The sequence below is a fragment of the Streptomyces sp. NPDC049577 genome, from assembly GCF_040675635.1.
In the GTDB taxonomy this organism is placed as follows: domain Bacteria; phylum Actinomycetota; class Actinomycetes; order Streptomycetales; family Streptomycetaceae; genus Streptomyces.
In genome coordinates this window covers 1-16,086 of the sequence record NZ_JBFAPH010000143.1, presented here as the reverse complement: position 1 = coordinate 16,086, position 16,086 = coordinate 1, and the positions used below count along the sequence as shown (strand labels likewise).

Genomic DNA, 16,086 nt, shown 5'->3' with positions numbered 1-16,086 from the left:
CACCACCGTGAAGTCCCCGCTGCCCAGCGGCAATGAGGTGCGGTAGGGCAGCCGGACGGCGTCGTCCCTGCCGTCGAACGACAGGGCGCCGCCGAGCCGGCCCGCGACCGGGCGGGCACCGCCGAGGACCGTCGCGGGCCGGGCGCCGGGCGCGAGGTCGTCGGTCGTGGGATCCGGGCCCCGGCGGGCGCCCAGCCAGTCCTCGCCGAAGCGGGCGAACCGGATCTCCTGCCGCGCGTCCGCCTTCCCCGCCTCGTACAGCAGCCCGGCCAGCGCGCCGCCCCCGATGGCCGTCATGTCCGAGTAGCCGGACCAGTCCGAGGTCACCTTCCTGCCCCGCTCGGCACCCTCCCAGGTGCGCCCCTCGTCGTAGGAGGAGCGGATGGTCATCGTCCGCCGGCGGTCGGGGTCGGCGGGTGCCGAGAACAGCCAGCGCCCCGGCCGCAGCGGCAGGACCGCGCCCTGCACCATCGGCGCGTACAGATCGGGCAGCGCCCGGAAGGGCGCGGCGAAGCTGCCGCCGCCATCCCGGCTGACGGCCTCGTCCCGGTTGCCGAGCTCCGTGCCGTCCTGTTCCCGGCCGCCCACGTAGACGGCGCCGTCGCGCCGCTCGGCCAGGGTCAGCTCGGAGGGTTTCTGACCGTAGGTGCCGTCGGCGCGAACGGCACGCGTGTCCGTGGCGCCGAGCCGCCAGTGGGCGCCGCCGTCGTCGCTGTACGCGAGCGCGGCGTGGTTGGCCGAGGTGCGGGCCCCGTCGTGGCTCTCGGCGTTGACACCGACGACCAGCCGCCCGCGGTGCCGGCCGTGCTCCAGCTGGATGCCGTGTCCGGGCCCCGTCGCGTACCAGGAGTTCCAGCCGCGCGGCCGCAGGGCCGCCGTCAGCTCGCGCGGCCGCGACCAGCTGACTCCGTCGTCCGCGCTGTACTGCACATGGGGCCTTCGATCGCAGGGCACGTCGCAGTTGCCCGCGTCCGGGCGGCCCTTGTTGGAGGTGGTGGCCAGGACGATCCGGCCCGTGCGGCGGTCCACGACGGGTGCCGGGTTGCCGTGGGTGTCGCCGTGCCCGGAGTCGACGAGGAGCAGCGGGCCCCAGCTGCGGCCGCCGTCCGTGGAGCGCTTGAGGACCACGTCGATGTCCCCGGCGTCGCCGCAGTCGTGCTTGCGGCCCTCGGCGAAGGCGAGCAGCGTGCCGCGCACGGTGGTGACGATCGCGGGAATGCGGTAGCAGGCGTACCCCGGGTCCTGCCCGGGCCGGAAGAGCACCTGTTCGTCGAATCCCGCGGGCTGGGGAGCGGCCCCCGAGGCCGGACGGGGGAGGAGGGCCAGCAGCAGGCCGGCCAGCACGGCGGGCACCGCGGCGGACATCGCGGGGCGGCGGGAGCGGTGACCGGTGCGGGGAGGCGGCGCCATGGTGCGGTCCTTGGGGTGCGTCGGTGCGCGTCCTGTGTCCGGTGGGCCAACGTACGGGCCGGACACGGCTCCCACAAGCACCGGGCCTCCCGGCGGGCTACACCGGTCGCAGGATCACCTTTCCCTGGTTGGCACGCGCTTCGATGATCCCGTGGGCCTCGGCGGCCTGCTCCAGGGGCAGCTCGGCATGGATCCGGGGACGCAGCCGCCCGGCGGCGAACAGCTCCCACAGTTCCTGCCGCCACTGCTCCATCAGGGCCGGCCGGCCCCGGGCTGTCCGCGCCACCTGGAAGCCGATGACCGATTTCCCGCCCACCAGCAGGTCGTACGCCTGGATCGTCCCGCCACCGGAGCTGTAGGCGACCAGCCGCCCGCCCGGGGCCAGGGCGGCCACGGCGGGGGAGAGCAGCTCTCCGCCGACCGCGTCCAGCACGATGTCCACCGGCTCGCCCCAGGAATCGTCCGTATAGGTGACCACCTCGTCGGCCCCGAGCGAGCGGACGAACTCCGCCTTCTCCGCCGAGCCGACCGCCGCCACGACCCGCCCGGCGCCCCGGGCCGCCGCGAGCTGCACGGCCAGGTGGCCGACCCCGCTGGCCGCGCCCGTCACCAGCACGGATTCGCCTTCGGCCGGCCGGGCGGACTCGTACGCGCCGAGCGCGACCAGGCCGGAGCGCACCAGGGCCACCGCCTCCGAGGCGCTCGCCCCCTCCGGGACCGGCGAGGCCATGGCGGCGTGCAGCAGGGCGTGGTCGGCATAGGCGTCGCCGAAGCACAGACCGGTGACCCGCTCGCCGACCTGCCGGCCCGTCACCTCGGGGCCCACGGCGACGATCTCGCCCGCCACCTCGCCGCCCAGGCTCCCGGGCAGCGGCATCCCGCCCTCGCGCACCTTGCGGACCATCGGCAGGGTGACCCCGACGGCCTCCGTGCGCACCAGCAGCTCGCCGGGGCCGGGGCGGGGCACCTCGGTCTCCTCCAGCCGCAGCACCTCGGGACCGCCGTTCTCGTAATACCGGACACGACGCATGAGCACCTCCGACACGCAGGGCGGCAGCCCCCCAATTCATTGGGGCTCCCAACGGATGTCTCCACCGTAGCCGACTTCATTGGGAACTCCAACGGTTTTCCGGCCCTGTCATTCGTTGGGAGTACCCACGACCCCCGGTTAGGCTCGGACCATGGCAGAGACCGAGCCCGCGCTCACCCGCATCCGCGCCCTCCCCAGCTGGCTGCTGAACCGCGCCTCGGCGCGCGGCCGCCGCCTGGTGTCCGAGGCGTTCGCGCAGGACGGCATGCGCATGCCCCACCACGCGGTGCTCTCGGCCGTCGCCGACCTCGGCCCGGTCGCCCAGGCCCAGCTCGGCCGCACCACGGGCTTCGACCCCAAGGACATGGTCGGCATCCTCAACGACCTCCAGGCCGAGGGGCTCGTCACCCGCGCCCCCGACCCCGCCGACCGCCGGAAGAACGCCATCACCATCACCCCCGCCGGCCGCCGCCGGCTCACCCACCTCGCCGCCCTGGGCGACGAGGCGAACGAGGCCCTCCTCGCCGCCCTCACGCCCGTCGAGCGCGAACTGTTCCTCGCCCTCCTCGCCAAGGTCGTGGAGGACGCCGACTGAACTTCCCCCGAAAGCACGGGCAACAGCCCCCCGGATCTGGTGGGATGTCTCTTCGTACCGGTCGTACCGGACGGAACGGTCCGTACCTCACGGTGTGACGGAACAGGGCGAAAGAAGGAGGAAGGCGGCCCGCGTGAATCTGCAGCAACTGCACTACACCTCCGCCGCACCCAGGTCGGACGGCCCGGGATTCCGCTTCACCGCAGCCAGCCCCGAACTGCCCATCACCCTGCTGGGGGAGGCCGAGCAGCTGATCGGCTACGAGCCCCCGCGCGGCGCCCCCGCCCGGCCGACGCCCGAGGAAATCGCCGCACTGCCGGTCTCGTTCAGCCACATCCGGCTCTCCGACGGCAGCCGGCTGCTGTGCCGCACCGTCTGCACCGGCTACGAGCCCGCCCCCGGCGGCCGCCGCGCAGCCTTCCACGCCCACGCCGTCCGACTGCCCGACGGCGCCGGGCTGCCCGGCGGCCTGCTTCCCATCGAGGCGTGGGAGTCGCCCACCTGGTCCGAGCGCGCCCCCAAGAGCGGCACGCCCGAGCCCATCAGCACGATCGTCCCCGCCCGGCGCATCGACAAGACCGGCCTGCTCGACTTCGTCCACTCCCGCGCCGACCGGCTCGAAGCCTTCCTCGCCGACGTCCGGACCCTCTTCCGCACCCGCGACGCGCCGCAGCTGCTGGTGATCGAGCGCGACAGCGCCCACACCGCGTACTGGATCGCCGTCGCCAGCGCCGTCCTGCCGCGCGAGCTCGCCGACCGGCTGACCTTCACCACCTACACCCGCCGCCCGCTGCTCGCCCGGCAGCAGATCGTCGGGGCCTGCCCCGGCGCCGAGGTCGACTTCGCCACGGCCGCCGCCGACAACCGCTTCCGCGTGCACGACTGCACGGGCGGCCCCTCCAGCCCCGTCCGGCCCGAGCGCGACCTGTGGGCCGCCGTCGCCACCCGGGTCTGGCTCGCCGGCATGCCCGCCCTGTTCGCCGAGGCCTCCCGCGACCGGTCCACCGCCGCCCGCGACGGCTCCGACGACGCCGGGCGGCTGGCCGCCCTCGCCGCCCGCGAGGGCATCGCCCTCGACGCGAACGGCCGCACCGCCGCCGCCCGCTGGGCCCGCGAACAGAGCCCCGACGGACGCTTCGACGCGACAGCCCGCGACCGTCTGCTCACCACCCTCGCCGCCGGCGGCACCGACCGCACCCCCGAGGAATGGACGGCCCTGGCCGCCTTCGCCGACGAGCTCGCCGCCCTCGCGCCCCGCGTCGCCACCGCCCCCCTCCGCCGCGACCTGCGGGCCGAGATGGACCGCCTGGCCGCCGCCCCCGACCAGCCCCTCGTCCGCTTCCTGTCCCTCCTCCGCCTCGCCGAGGCCCTGCGGGTCAACCACGCGCCGCTCCTGCCCCCGCTCACCGAGCGCCTGGCCGGGGCCCTGCTCGACGAGGCCGCCCAGGACCGCAAACTCGTGCGCGCCGCCCTCGACGCCCACCCCCTGCTGGCCGGGCCCGTCCTCGGCTCGCTCGACCGGACGGCCGCCCAGGACGACCCGCGGACGGTCGCCCGCCTGCTCACCGCCGAACTGCCCGGCGCCGACCTCACCGGCTGCCCCCACCTGACCATGGCCACCGCCGTGACCGGCTCCGCCGTCCCGCTCCCCGAGACGGACGCCGACCGCCCCGCCCTCCTGCACGCCCTCCTCAAGGCGGCCGGCGGCGAGTACCAGGGCGTCCCCTCCGTCCTGCGCACCGCCTACCGGCTCGCCTGGGACGGCAGACCGCTGCGCTCCGCCGAAGCCCGCACCCTGCTCGCCGAACTGCCCGCCGCCTGGCACCGCGAGGCCGGCCTCGACAAGGCCTTCCTGCACTCCGCCCTCACCAGCGCCCCCGACGACCCCTGCGCCCCCGACCTCGCCCGGGCCCTGCTGGCCTCCGGCGCGGAGCCCGCGCCCCGCGAGCGGGCCGCCCTGCTCCTGCTCAAGACCGCCGGCGAACTGGCCGAGGGCGAGGCCCTGCCCGGCTTCACCGCGCGCACCGCCACCCTCCGCGCCCAGGCCGCCCCGCTCGAACCCGGCATCGACGAGCGCGTGGGCGACGCCCTCGCGCGCCGCCTCCTCACCCTCGACCCGCCCCCCGGCGAACTGCCCGACCTCATCGACTCCGGCGACGAACACCTCCTGGGCGCCTACGCCCGCGAGGCCCGCGGCGAGACCGTCGGCGAACGACTGCGCGGCAACCCCCTCTACGCGGCCGTCTGCTTCGTCGCCTGGCACACCGAACCCGGCGCCGGCGCCCTCTGGGACGAGATCCGCACCGAGCTCCTCGCCTCCGTGCTCCGCCCCGAGGTGCGCCGGATGCCGGCCGAGGAGATCGAGGAGATGCTGCACTGCCTGCGGCAGGTCGGCGCCGAATGGGTCGAGGCGTTCCAGGAGTGGAACCGGCTCGGGGTGCTCGGCCGGCTCACCGGGCTCAGCGCCTTCGGCGGCCGCCGCAGGTCCCGCTGAACCGCCCCCGGCCCCTCCCCCGGCGCCCGCATCCCACCCGGCCCGAGGCCCCGGAATCTCACCCGGCCCCGGCGACCACGCGCTCCTCGCCCGCGTACACGTTCATCGACGAGCCGCGCAGGAAGCCGATGAGCGTCATCCCCGATTCGGCGGCCAGGTCCACCGCCAGCGAGGACGGCGCCGAGACCGCCGCCAGCACCGGGATGCCGGCCATCACCGCCTTCTGCACCAGCTCGAACGAGGCCCGCCCCGAGACCATCAGCACCGCCCCCGACAGCGGCAGCAGCCCCTGCTGCAGGGCACGCCCGACCAGCTTGTCCACCGCGTTGTGCCGGCCCACGTCCTCGCGTACGTCCAGCAGCTCGCCGTCCGCGGTGAACAGCGCGGCCGCGTGCAGCCCGCCGGTGCGGTCGAAGACGCGCTGCACCTCCCGCAGCCGGTCCGGCAGCCTCGCCAGCACCTCCGGCGTCAGCCGCACCGGTGACGGGCCGTCGGAGACCGGCCAGCGGGCGTTCGTCCGCACCGCCTCCAGGCTCGCCTTGCCGCACAGACCGCACGAGGACGTGGTGTAGACGTTGCGCTCCAGCGACACGTCCGGCACGGGCACGCCGGGCGCCAGCCGCACGTCGACGACGTTGTAGGTGTTGCTCCCGTCGTCCGTCGCGCCGGCGCAGTAGACGATGTTCGCCAGCTCCTCGGCGCGGCCCAGCACCCCCTCGCTCACCAGGAAGCCCGCCGCCAGCGCGAAGTCGTCGCCCGGCGTGCGCATGGTGATCGCGAGCGGCTTGCCGCCGAGCCGGATCTCCAGCGGCTCCTCCGCCACGAGCGTATCGGGACGGGAGCTGACGACCCCGTCCCTGATGCGGACGACGCGGCGTCGCTCGGTGACCCGTCCCATGTCGCTCCCCGTCTGCCTCTCCATGTCGGTCTGCCCGGTCCGGGAAAACGGTCTCACGCGACGCGGGCCCGGACGGACCGGGGGACTCCGCCGCCCCGCGGCCCTCTGGCTACCGGCCGGTAGCACTGGCTACCGTTCGATGGCAGGAAAGCCGGCTGTCCGGCAGCCGCACCGCGCCACCCTCCCCGCCCCGACCGCGCACCGAGAGCGGAGACCACGAGATGGCAGCACCCACGGCATCCCCCGCGACACCAGCCCTCGCCCTCAAACCGGGCACCGCATGGGCCACCGCCTGGCAGCGCTGCCGGGCCCTCGCCCCCGAGGCGTTCCACGACGACCGCGTCCTCAACCTCTGGGGCGGCGCCTGGCGGCCCGACGGCCGCCCGCTGCCCGCCGCCAGCCCCGTCGACGGCACGCCGCTGGCCGGGCCGCCCCGCCTCGACGTGGCCACCGCCCACCGGGCCGTACGGGCCTCGCTCGACCAGCACCGCGCCTGGCGCGACGTCCCGCTCGCCGACCGCACGGCCCGCGTCACCGCCGCCCTCGACGCGCTCCACGAGCACCGCGACCTCCTCGCCCTGCTCCTCGTCTGGGAGATCGGCAAGCCCTGGCGGCTGGCCCGGGCCGACGTCGACCGGGCCGTGGACGGCGTCCGCTGGTACGCCGACCGCATCGACACCATGCTCGCCGGCCGCACCCCGCTGGCCGGGCCGGTCAGCAACATCGCCAGCTGGAACTACCCGATGAGCGTCCTCGTCCACGCCATGCTCGTGCAGACGCTGGCCGGTAACGCCGTCATCGCCAAGACCCCCACCGACGGCGGCCTGGCCTGCCTCACCCTGGCCTGCGCGCTCGCTGCCCGGGAGGGTCTGCCCGTCACCCTGGTCAGCGGTGGCGGCGGAGAGCTCTCCGCGGCCCTGGTCCGCGCCCCCGAGATCGGCTGCGTGTCGTTCGTCGGCGGCCGCGACACCGGCGCCCGCGTCGCCACCGCCGTCGCCGACCTGGGCAAGCGCCACATCCTGGAGCAGGAGGGCCTCAACGCCTGGGGCGTGTGGGAATTCACCGACTGGCCCGCCCTGGGGCGGCTGATCCGCAAGACCTTCGACTACGCCAAACAGCGCTGCACGGCCTACCCGCGCTTCGTCGTCCAGCGCGCGGCCTTCGCCGACTTCCTGGCGCACTACCTCCCGGCCGTACGCTCCGTCCGGCTCGGCCATCCGCTGGCCGTGGCCTCGCCCGACGACGAGCTGCCCGACCTCGACTTCGGCCCGCTGATCAACGCCGCCAAGGCCCGGGAGCTCACCGAGCAGGTCGCCGGGGCCGTGGACCGCGGCGCGATCCCCCTCCACCGCGGCGAGCTCGACCCGGCCCGCTTCCTGCCCGGCCAGGACACCGGCGCGTACGTGGCACCCGTCACCCTGCTGAACCCGCCGCCGTCCTCCCCCCTCCACCACGCCGAGCCCTTCGGCCCGGTCGACACGATCGTGCTCGTGGACACCGAGGCCGAACTGCTGGCGGCCATGAACGCCAGCAACGGCGCCCTGGTCGCCACCCTCTCCTGCGACGACCCGAAGACCTACGAGCGGCTCGCCCCGCAGATCCGCGCCTTCAAGGTCGGGCACGGCGCACCGCGCTCGCGCGGCGACCGCGAGGAGCTCTTCGGCGGCTTCGGCGCGTCCTGGCGCGGCGCCTTCGTCGGCGGCGACCTGCTCGTCCGGGCCGTGACCCGCGGCCCGGCGGACGAGCGGCTGCCCGGCAACTTCCCCGACTACCACCTGATGCCGTAGCGGCACCGACCCGCGCCGCCCGGCGGCCCCGGGCGGCGCGACGGGGCTCGCGCCGGCCCGGCCCGGCTCCGGCCCCAGGTCCTGGCGGCCCGGGACGAAAGGCCTGGTGAGAAGCACTCCGAATCCTTGATAGAGTTATCCATGTCGCCGCGGGGAACACCGGCGGAGACAGACACCTTGTCCGGGTGGCGGAATGGCAGACGCGCTAGCTTGAGGTGCTAGTGCCCTTTATCGGGCGTGGGGGTTCAAGTCCCCCCTCGGACACCAGCAGAAACCCCAGCTGAGCTGGGGTTTTTCTGTTTGTCCGGGCTGGGTCGGGCTTCGGTGCGACCAGTGCGTGACCAGTGGGATCCGGAACTCCTGCGACCGGCGGCGTGACCAGCCACGAGACAGCCGGGCATGGATCTTGCTCAGGCAGTGCGCCCCACGAGGCCGAAAAGGTGTGGTCCGGGCGGGCGAATGTCCAGCCGGATCGGTCCCTCGGGGTTCACTCTCCGGCCAGGGAGACGGCACAGGAGTGGCTGACCGTCTTCCTGCGCCCCGACATCACCAGCCGCGAGCACACGTACCACGGGCAGGTGGCGATCTTCTACGTCCCCGCCTGCCCCCTCGCTTCCCACCACAGCCGAGCACACCTCCGTGCTCGGCTTTCCTTTTTCGCCCTAGTACTCCAGTCTCGTTTCGCGATCTTGTGGCCGTACCCGTAGACCCCGCCCGCTGGCGGGCGATGTTCGACCAGGCCATGTCCCGGATCGTGGGTCGGTAACGATGTGGTCCACGGCGATGGCCGAAGCCAGGAAGGACACCCCACAGCGCACGCAGGGGATCGGGCCCTGGCTCCACCGCATCAGGCGCCGCTGTGCTGCCCGTTCGGCGCCCGACCGTCTGCTCCGTCGCCGCTCGGGCCACGGGCGATGGGTATGGGCAGTGTCGGAATGGGCCGGGCCGGGCATTCTGCCAAGGGGCCTGTGGGCAGCACGACAGGCAAGGCGGTACGGCAGGCAGCGGCTGGGGTCAGATGGCTGCGGTGCGTGGTGGTGACGGCCGGGTGTTCCTTCACGCCCGCCAACGGCTGGTCTGGGGCGGCCCGGACTCCCGCTGTCGGGCGCGCAAGCTGGTGCTGGGCTACGAAGAGGCGCGGAGGCTGCTGACCGATTCTCATCGCCTGCTCGCCGCCGAGTATCTGGCGAAGGGTCCTGCGTCCGCGATGTCGATCGCCCAGGTGGATCCGCCGGAGCACACCCGTCTCCGGGCGGTGGTCAACCACGCCTTCGCCGCCCGGTCCATCCGGGCGTACCAGGCACGGGTCGAGGGGCGTGCTCGAAGGCTGGCCGCCGGGCTCCGCGCGGGGGACCAACCCTTCGACGCGGTGTCCGGGTTCTGCGTGCCGTACGCCTTCGGTGTGCACTGCGACGTGATGGGCGTGCCGGGTCGGTTCCGGCCGCAGCTGTACCGCTGGTCCTGGGCTCGCGCCGCCGATCCCCTGGCCGGTCTGGCCGAGATCCGGCAGGCCGAGCTTGAACTGCACCGTGGGGTCGGCGATGTGCTCGACAACCTCCGCCACCATCCAAGCGACGGCGTCCTCACCGCTTTGCTCGATACCCACGAGCAGGGCGGACTCACACAAAGGGAGTTGAAGGGGCTTGCCGCTTCACTGTTCTTCGACGGCGCTCACCTTGCCGCAGCCCAGCTGGCCACCGCGCTGCTGTGCCTCCTCCTGCACCCTGCTCAGCTCGCCCCGCTGCGCACCGGGCAGCTCCTGCCGACCGCAGCCGTCGAGGAAGTGCTGCGCTACAGCCCCTCCATCACCCTGGGGATGGCCCGGTCTTCTCTCTCACCGGCCGGCCTCCCGGCGTTCGTGGCGTTCGGCCCCGCCAACCGCGACCCTGCCGCATTCGGGGCCCCTGATCGCTTCGACGTCGCCCGCAGTCCCAACCGCCACCTCAGTTTCGGGCGGGGCATCCACCACTGTCTCGGCGCCGAACTCGCCCGCCTCGAACTCGCCACCGCCCTGCGTGTCCTGCTCTGCGAGCGTGCCGGACTCCGCCTCGCCGCCGACCCCGGCACACTCGCCTGGACAGCGAGCCCCACCATCCGGACGCTGGACGCCCTCCCCCTCACCTGGTATTGACCAGGCCATCCGTCACCACGACCGTGGGTGGGTGATCTCGATCCGCGACTGCGCATTGATCAGCAGGCTGTCCACGGCGGCGATCGTGCGTGTCCGCGCGCAGGTAGGCCTGGCCGGCGTGGGCGAGCGGCTGCCCGGAGAGCGACTGACCAAAGGGGGCTACAGCACCGCTGCCCCCGGCCCGCCGTCGCCGTCGTCCGTGGGGACGCTGTGCGGGCCGACCGCATACGGTGCGGCGGAGGCGCCCGCAGTGCCTGACGGGGCGGTGGCAAACCTGACGCCCTCAAGACCAGACAAGCCGTCAGCACGCCGTGGCGGTGGCGGAACGGATCTTCATGGGATGTCCGTTCGAGCAGAGGCACTCGAAGGACTGGCGCCACCGATCCAGGCAGTCCCGATGGGGTGGGCCACCTTCTGCATGTGCGGCTACCTGGGAGGACAGGGCACGCAACGGGGAAGGCACGGGCCCATGTGGAGGCCGGCGAACCAGTTGCGAAGACCGGGCCGAGCGGCACAACCGGGCGGGAAAGGTGGTGTTGGCTCAGGGGGCCGACCGGTTGATCAGCACCGCGTCGCTGACCTCGGGCAGGTCGTCAGGGCGCGGCCACGGGGCTCTTGCCGCCCATCAGGTCGGGGCCACTGAGGTTGCCGTGCTCGTCCTGGGCCAACCGGGGGACACGGCACATGATCCGAAGGAAACGGCCTAGTCGGTCTCAAGGACGGTGAGCAGCTCGGCGAGGGCGGGTAGGGCGTGTTCGATCGCTTCCCGGCTGTTCGGGGTCAGATTGGCCAGAGCGCGCTGTAGGGCAGCCGTGCTGGTTCGGTCGTAGGTGTGGAGCATCTCCAGTGCGGCGGGTGAGGCGGCGAGGCGGACGGCGCGCAGGTCGGTCGTTGAGGGTTCGCGCTCGACCAGGCCGGCGGTGGTCATGGTGCGGACGAGGTTGCTGATCGTGGAGGGGGCCAGACGCAGCCGGTCGGCGGCCTGGCGAGGTGACAGCGGTCCGGCTTCGGCGAGTGTCCGGAGTAGTTCGATTTGAGCTTCGGGCAGGTCGGGGAGGTCGGCAGTGCGTCGTGTGCGCAGTATGGCCCGGCGTAGTGGGCCGATGAGGCGGCCGAACTCGGTGGCAGTGTCCATGGGGTCGATTCTCTCCCACAGGCGTTTTTGCTGCAAAATAGTTTTGTGACAAACTGAAGTAGTCGGACACACCGCGCCGGCAAGCACCATCCAAGGAGGTCACCCATGACAGACAACGGCACCACCAGCAACGGGGCCTTCCAGACCACCGTCGAGCAGCCCGTCCCGCCGCAGGACCTGTCCAAGATCGTCGGCCACCGCTTCATCTACACCTACGCCAACGGCTGGCAGTACGAGATGTACGTAAAGAACGACCACACGATCGACTACCGGATCCACTCCGGAATGGTCGGCGGCCGCTGGGTCAAGGACCAGCAGGTCGACCTCGTCCAGTTGGACGACGACAACTTCAAGGTCTCCTGGAACGAGCCCACCGGCACTTCCGTCGCGGTCAACGTCATGCCCGACAAGCGGCGCCTGCACGGTGTGATCTTCTTCCCTCGCTGGGTCGAGGAGCATGGCGAGCGCACCGTCTGCTTCCAGAACGACCACCTGGACGACATGCGCCGCTACCGCGATCAGGGGCCCACTTACCCGATCTACGTCGTCCCCGAGTTCGCGAAGATCACCCTCTTCGAGTACGTCGGCACCGACGACGACTCCGTCATCTCCATCGCCCCCGGCGACCTCCCGGCCGGCTGGTCCGACCGCATCAACTGAGCGCCGCCAAAGTCATGTCACCGGCCCCGCCAGCTCGACGAGCAGTGGCGGGTCCCCGGCCCCACAGACGATCTCCGTTTGCCCAAACACCAACCGGTGATCACGCGGTGGCCGTACCCCTTCCCAGTAGGACCCGACCCAAGATCGCGAAACCACACTGGAGTACTAGGAGCCCTATGGCGCCGCCGTCAGGGACGCGGCCTGCCTTCTTCAGCGGGACACCCCCGTCCCGGCTGCGACGTGCGCAATCGGCCTCGTCCGGCAACGCTCGACCAGGTGACGGCGCCCCTCGACGGTGAGGGGCGCGTTCCGGTGCGTCATGCAGTGGGACCAGGTGCGGAGGGCCGCTTGGTGATGTCCCGCCGGGAGATGGCCTCTGCCACCTCGTCGAGGGCGGTGCGCAGGAGGGCACCGTATGCGTCCTGTGGGAGGTTGAGGGCCTGCTCTTTGGCCGCGTCGATGTGCTCGGTGGCTGCATCGAAGGACCCGAGTCGGCGGTAGTCGTCGGCCAGGTTGAGGTGGAGGGAAGGGTAGAACCCGGCTATGTGGAGGCCGGCGTGGTGCTCCTGGACGCGCTGCTCGGTCACTGCGTCGGCGGCCTCCAGGGCCCGGACGTCCCAGGCGAGGGCCTGGGCGGGATCTTCGTAGAGGTCCGCCAGGTAGTGGGCGAGTGAGCAACGGTGCAGCGGGTCGCCGGTGACGCCGGTCGCCGACCACAGGTTCAGGAGCTTGCGGCGGGCGGAGAGAGCGTTGCCCGTTCGGCCTTCGGTGACGGCCTGCCCGATGGCTTCCATGGTCGGGTCGGGGCCGGCGGGTGCGGTAGGCATGAAGTGTTCCTCGTTGTCGTTCTCAGGATGCGTGGTCGACCTTGACGGGCATGGCCAGGGTGGTGAGATCGCCGCGGTCGGCGGAGCGGATCGTGACGGGCCGGTCGTGTCCCCTCAGGTCGAGCATCACGTCGGGGCCGATGGCCGTGCTCACGGCGGGATAGAGCGTGATCATTGCGAACTGGATCCGGAGGGCCTCGCCCGTCACGGTGGCGAGGACCGGGATGCCGGGGTGTTCGTCGTTCGGTGGCCAGACGTTCACTCCGTGACGGGAGATGTGCAGCGCGACGCGTTCGCCGGGGTGTTCTTCCAGGGCGCGCAGCAGCAGGTCCTTCGAGACCGTTGCGCGGGTGGTGGCCTCACCCAGGGACGCGAGCATCAGCCGGTGATCGGGGAAGTCCTCGGACAGCAACCGGCAGTGCCGGTCCTCCCGCTCGTCCATGCGCAGCCGGATCCCTTGCGGCACCGCTTCGATGCGGACCAGCGCACTGTGCCGGATCTCGGCGACCGCGGCCCGCAGATCGACGCCGTCGACCGTGCCGGCCCACGTCCGCTCCGCCGGCCGTGCCGGCACCAGCGTCCGAGTGGAGAGCCGGAACCGGTCGGTCGCCGTCAGGGTGATCGCCTCATGACTCGCCTCGATGTGCAAGCCGGCAAGCACCGCCATCCCCGGCTCGTACGCGGTCGCGGTCAGGACCTGATCGACCGCATCCGCCAGCACGGGCCCCTTCAGCGTGGCGATCAGCAGACCGGGCAGGTTGCCGCCGAGCGCGGACTTGATGACAGCAGCCTTCTGCCGTGCAGCCGCCGCCTCCCCGACGATCTTGGCAACATGCTCGTCAACCAGCCGTGCCGCCTCGTCGGCCCCGGCATCGAGAACCGCCTCGACCACAGCGAGGGGCATGGCGATCTCGCGGAGCTGACGCAGCGCGGTCGCCCGTGCCACCTGGTCAGCGCCGTAGTAGCGGTAGCCCGAGACCGGGTCTACTTCGGCAGGGGGCAGCAGCCCGGAGTCAGCGTAGAACCGCAACGCGCTGGAGGTCAGACCACTGCGCTGGGCAAAGACTCCGATGGGCATCAGCTCAGAATTCGGCACCTCGCCATCATTGAGCTTCAACCAACTCGAAGGTCAACATAGACATGAGGCGTCACCAACGTCATGGCCGGCAACAGCTGGCTGTTGTTCGTCGGAGCTGGGCGTCCAGGGTCCGGCTTCGAGGTCCCGCAGCGGATCCCTAGCCGTCGGAAGCCGTGGATCCACGCCATCGTCCGCTCGGCTACCCAGCGGACCGAGCCCGGGCCGGAGCCGTGCGGAACTCCGCGTCGGGCGATGACCGGCTTGATGCCGCGCTTCCACAGGAGCCGACGGTACTTGTCGAAGTCGTAGCCCCGGTCGGCGAACAACTGCCGCGGCCGGTGACGGGGGCGACCGGTCACTCCGCGGATCCGCGGGATCGCTTCGAGCAGGGGCAGCACCTGGTGCAGCCGGTCCCACACCCCGGCCTCGTGCCAGTCCCGGGCCGACGCCGGCACGGGCTCGTTCAATGAGCCGGCCAGGAAGGGGACATGGCTACGACCAGGCTTGCTATGAGGTGCGCAGACTCCCGCAGCTGACGGCCTGGAAAACGGGGTGCGGTCGGCTGAGCCGGGGTGATAGGCAGGCGATGTGACCGAGAGTCTTGAGTATTCCGTCCTGCTGCAACTGATCGACGAGCGGTCGGCCGCGTTCCGGAGTGCGGTTGCCGCCGCGCCCAGCCTTGACGTGCCGGTGCCGTCCTGCCCCGAGTGGACGCTGTTCGATCTGGTGCAGCACCTGGGTACGGGCCAGCGCTGGTGGGCCGCGATCGTCGCCGCGGGCCCGGCCGAGGCCCCGCCGGCCAAGGAGGCCGCGGAGGCGCCGCGCGAGCCCGAGGCGCTGCCGGCCTGGTACGCCGAGTCGAACGAGCTGCTGCTGAGTGCGCTGCGCGAGGCCGGCCCGGAGCGCGAGTGCTGGGCGTGGTGGGCCGCCGGCGTGTCGCCGGCGAATGCCTGGGGCGTTGCCCGGCGCCGGGTGCACGAGGTGCTGGTGCACACCTACGACGCCCAGCTCGCCGCAGGCGCCGTGCAGCCGATGCCGGCGGATGTCGCGATCGACGGCGTGGCCGAGTTCCTCGACACCTGCAACTCCACCCCGGCGGCCTGGCCGCACGAGGCCGCCACCATCCACTACCACGCCACCGAGGGCCGCTCCTGGCTCCTCGCGCTGGACGGCACCGGCGCCTGGCCCGCACCCCTCACGGACGACGCCGCGCCCGCCTCCGCTTCGGCCACGGGCACGGCCGAGCAGCTGCTCCTCTTCGTCTGGGGCCGCCTCACGCTGAGCGACCTGAAGATCGAGGGCGACCCGCAGGTGTTCGAGCAGCTGATCGCCTGGGAGCCCGAGGAGTAGCCGGTCCATACCGCCGGCGGACTGCCAGTACGGACTCGTACAGCTCGGGCCCGAGCGCCTCCCGCAGGAGCTTGTCCTCCGGGTCCGGTGGCGTTCCGCGCGTCATCGGGATTTCATCGGTTCTCCCTAGCGTGGCCGCGTTCGGACAAGGCCTGGACCGCAGGGGAAGGACGGCTCGATGGCGCGGAGGAGACTCAGAGCGAGGCTGCCGATGGCGGTCATGGCCGCGGTGGCGGTGATGAGCACGATGGCGGCCACCGGGTCACCGGCCACCGGGTCGGCGGTCGCCGAACAGGGGCCGGACAGGCCGACGATCCGCTACACCGAATACGGCATCCCGCACATCATCGCCTCGACCTTGGAAGGGCTGGGGACGGGCTACGGATACGCCGCGGCCAAGGACAACATCTGCACCCTGGCCGACACCTATCTGATGGTCAATGCACAGAGGTCCCGTTACCTGGGACCCGACGGCAGGGCGAGCCCCGGCCAGAACCAGAACACCACCACCAATCTCAACAGCGACCTGTACTTCCAGCGAATGAACGACAACCGGGTGGTGGAGCGGCTGATCGACCAGCCCGCCCCGAACGGACCGGAGCCCGAGGTCAAAGAAGCCATTCACGGTTATGTCCAGGGGTACAACAAGTTCCTGGCCGAGACGGGCGTGAACAACATCTCCGATCCGGCC

The 16,086-nt window shown here is 72.4% G+C and carries 13 protein-coding genes, 1 tRNA gene and 2 pseudogenes; 8 read left to right on the top strand and 8 right to left on the bottom strand.

The features are described from left to right. Nucleotides 1-1,410, bottom strand: a 1,410-nt coding sequence (locus AB0K09_RS17650) for a sialidase family protein (RefSeq protein ID WP_366066284.1), incomplete at its 3' end; no start/stop codon positions are given. A 97-nt stretch (nucleotides 1,411-1,507) separates the two neighbouring features. After that, a complete protein-coding gene (locus tag AB0K09_RS17645; RefSeq protein WP_366066283.1) occupies nucleotides 1,508-2,440 on the bottom strand; it encodes a zinc-binding dehydrogenase in 933 nt (310 codons plus the stop codon). Between the two features lie 151 nt (nucleotides 2,441-2,591). Between AB0K09_RS17645 and AB0K09_RS17640 the strand changes: the two genes are divergently transcribed. Beyond that, nucleotides 2,592-3,035, top strand: coding sequence for a MarR family winged helix-turn-helix transcriptional regulator (locus AB0K09_RS17640; protein WP_366066282.1), 444 nt, complete (start codon nucleotides 2,592-2,594; stop codon nucleotides 3,033-3,035). A 133-nt stretch (nucleotides 3,036-3,168) separates the two neighbouring features. Beyond that, nucleotides 3,169-5,529, top strand: coding sequence for a GTPase-associated protein 1-related protein (locus AB0K09_RS17635; RefSeq protein ID WP_366066281.1), 2,361 nt, complete (start codon nucleotides 3,169-3,171; stop codon nucleotides 5,527-5,529). 58 nt (nucleotides 5,530-5,587) lie between these two features. Here the strand turns inward: AB0K09_RS17635 and fdhD are convergent, their stop codons facing one another. Next, nucleotides 5,588-6,427, bottom strand: coding sequence for a formate dehydrogenase accessory sulfurtransferase FdhD (gene fdhD, locus AB0K09_RS17630; protein ID WP_366066280.1), 840 nt, complete (start codon nucleotides 6,425-6,427; stop codon nucleotides 5,588-5,590). A 221-nt stretch (nucleotides 6,428-6,648) separates the two neighbouring features. On the opposite strand from fdhD, the gene AB0K09_RS17625 reads away from it, so the two are divergent. The 3 genes from AB0K09_RS17625 (at nucleotide 6,649) to AB0K09_RS17615 (ending at nucleotide 10,345) form a co-directional block, all read left to right on the top strand. Beyond that, the gene (locus AB0K09_RS17625) at nucleotides 6,649-8,214 is read left to right on the top strand and encodes an aldehyde dehydrogenase family protein (protein WP_366066279.1); all 1,566 of its coding nucleotides are present in this window, start codon (nucleotides 6,649-6,651) and stop codon (nucleotides 8,212-8,214) included. Between the two features lie 179 nt (nucleotides 8,215-8,393). After that, a tRNA-Leu gene (locus AB0K09_RS17620) sits at nucleotides 8,394-8,481 on the top strand. 781 nt (nucleotides 8,482-9,262) lie between these two features. Further along, nucleotides 9,263-10,345, top strand: a complete 1,083-nt coding sequence (locus AB0K09_RS17615) for a cytochrome P450 (protein ID WP_366066277.1) — start codon at nucleotides 9,263-9,265, stop codon at nucleotides 10,343-10,345. 703 nt (nucleotides 10,346-11,048) lie between these two features. Here AB0K09_RS17615 and AB0K09_RS17610 read toward each other — a convergent pair. Further along, the gene (locus tag AB0K09_RS17610) at nucleotides 11,049-11,480 is read right to left on the bottom strand and encodes a MarR family transcriptional regulator (protein ID WP_366066276.1); all 432 of its coding nucleotides are present in this window, start codon (nucleotides 11,478-11,480) and stop codon (nucleotides 11,049-11,051) included. A 105-nt stretch (nucleotides 11,481-11,585) separates the two neighbouring features. Between AB0K09_RS17610 and AB0K09_RS17605 the strand changes: the two genes are divergently transcribed. Further along, nucleotides 11,586-12,140, top strand: coding sequence for a phenolic acid decarboxylase (locus AB0K09_RS17605; protein WP_366066275.1), 555 nt, complete (start codon nucleotides 11,586-11,588; stop codon nucleotides 12,138-12,140). Between the two features lie 213 nt (nucleotides 12,141-12,353). Here AB0K09_RS17605 and AB0K09_RS17600 read toward each other — a convergent pair. The 4 genes and pseudogenes from AB0K09_RS17600 to AB0K09_RS17585 form a co-directional block, all read right to left on the bottom strand. After that, nucleotides 12,354-12,461 (bottom strand): annotated as a pseudogene (locus AB0K09_RS17600) (leucine zipper domain-containing protein); the annotation flags it as partial. Further along, complete coding sequence (locus AB0K09_RS17595; RefSeq protein ID WP_366066274.1) at nucleotides 12,458-12,967, bottom strand: hypothetical protein; 510 nt, start codon at nucleotides 12,965-12,967, stop codon at nucleotides 12,458-12,460. The pseudogene AB0K09_RS17600 and the gene AB0K09_RS17595, both read right to left, overlap by 4 nt. Nucleotides 12,968-12,989: 22 nt before the next feature. Beyond that, nucleotides 12,990-14,063: a MerR family transcriptional regulator gene (locus tag AB0K09_RS17590; RefSeq protein WP_366066273.1), complete on the bottom strand. Its 1,074-nt coding sequence runs from the start codon at nucleotides 14,061-14,063 to the stop codon at nucleotides 12,990-12,992. A gap of 140 nt (nucleotides 14,064-14,203) precedes the next feature. After that, nucleotides 14,204-14,446, bottom strand: a pseudogene (locus AB0K09_RS17585) (IS5/IS1182 family transposase); the annotation flags it as partial. Between the two features lie 187 nt (nucleotides 14,447-14,633). On the opposite strand from AB0K09_RS17585, the gene AB0K09_RS17580 reads away from it, so the two are divergent. Both AB0K09_RS17580 and AB0K09_RS17575 read left to right on the top strand, forming a co-directional pair. Beyond that, entirely contained in the window at nucleotides 14,634-15,395 is a 762-nt protein-coding gene (locus AB0K09_RS17580) for a maleylpyruvate isomerase family mycothiol-dependent enzyme (protein WP_366066272.1), read from the top strand. Between the two features lie 178 nt (nucleotides 15,396-15,573). Beyond that, nucleotides 15,574-16,086, top strand: a 513-nt coding sequence (locus AB0K09_RS17575) for a penicillin acylase family protein (RefSeq protein WP_366066271.1), incomplete at its 3' end; no start/stop codon positions are given.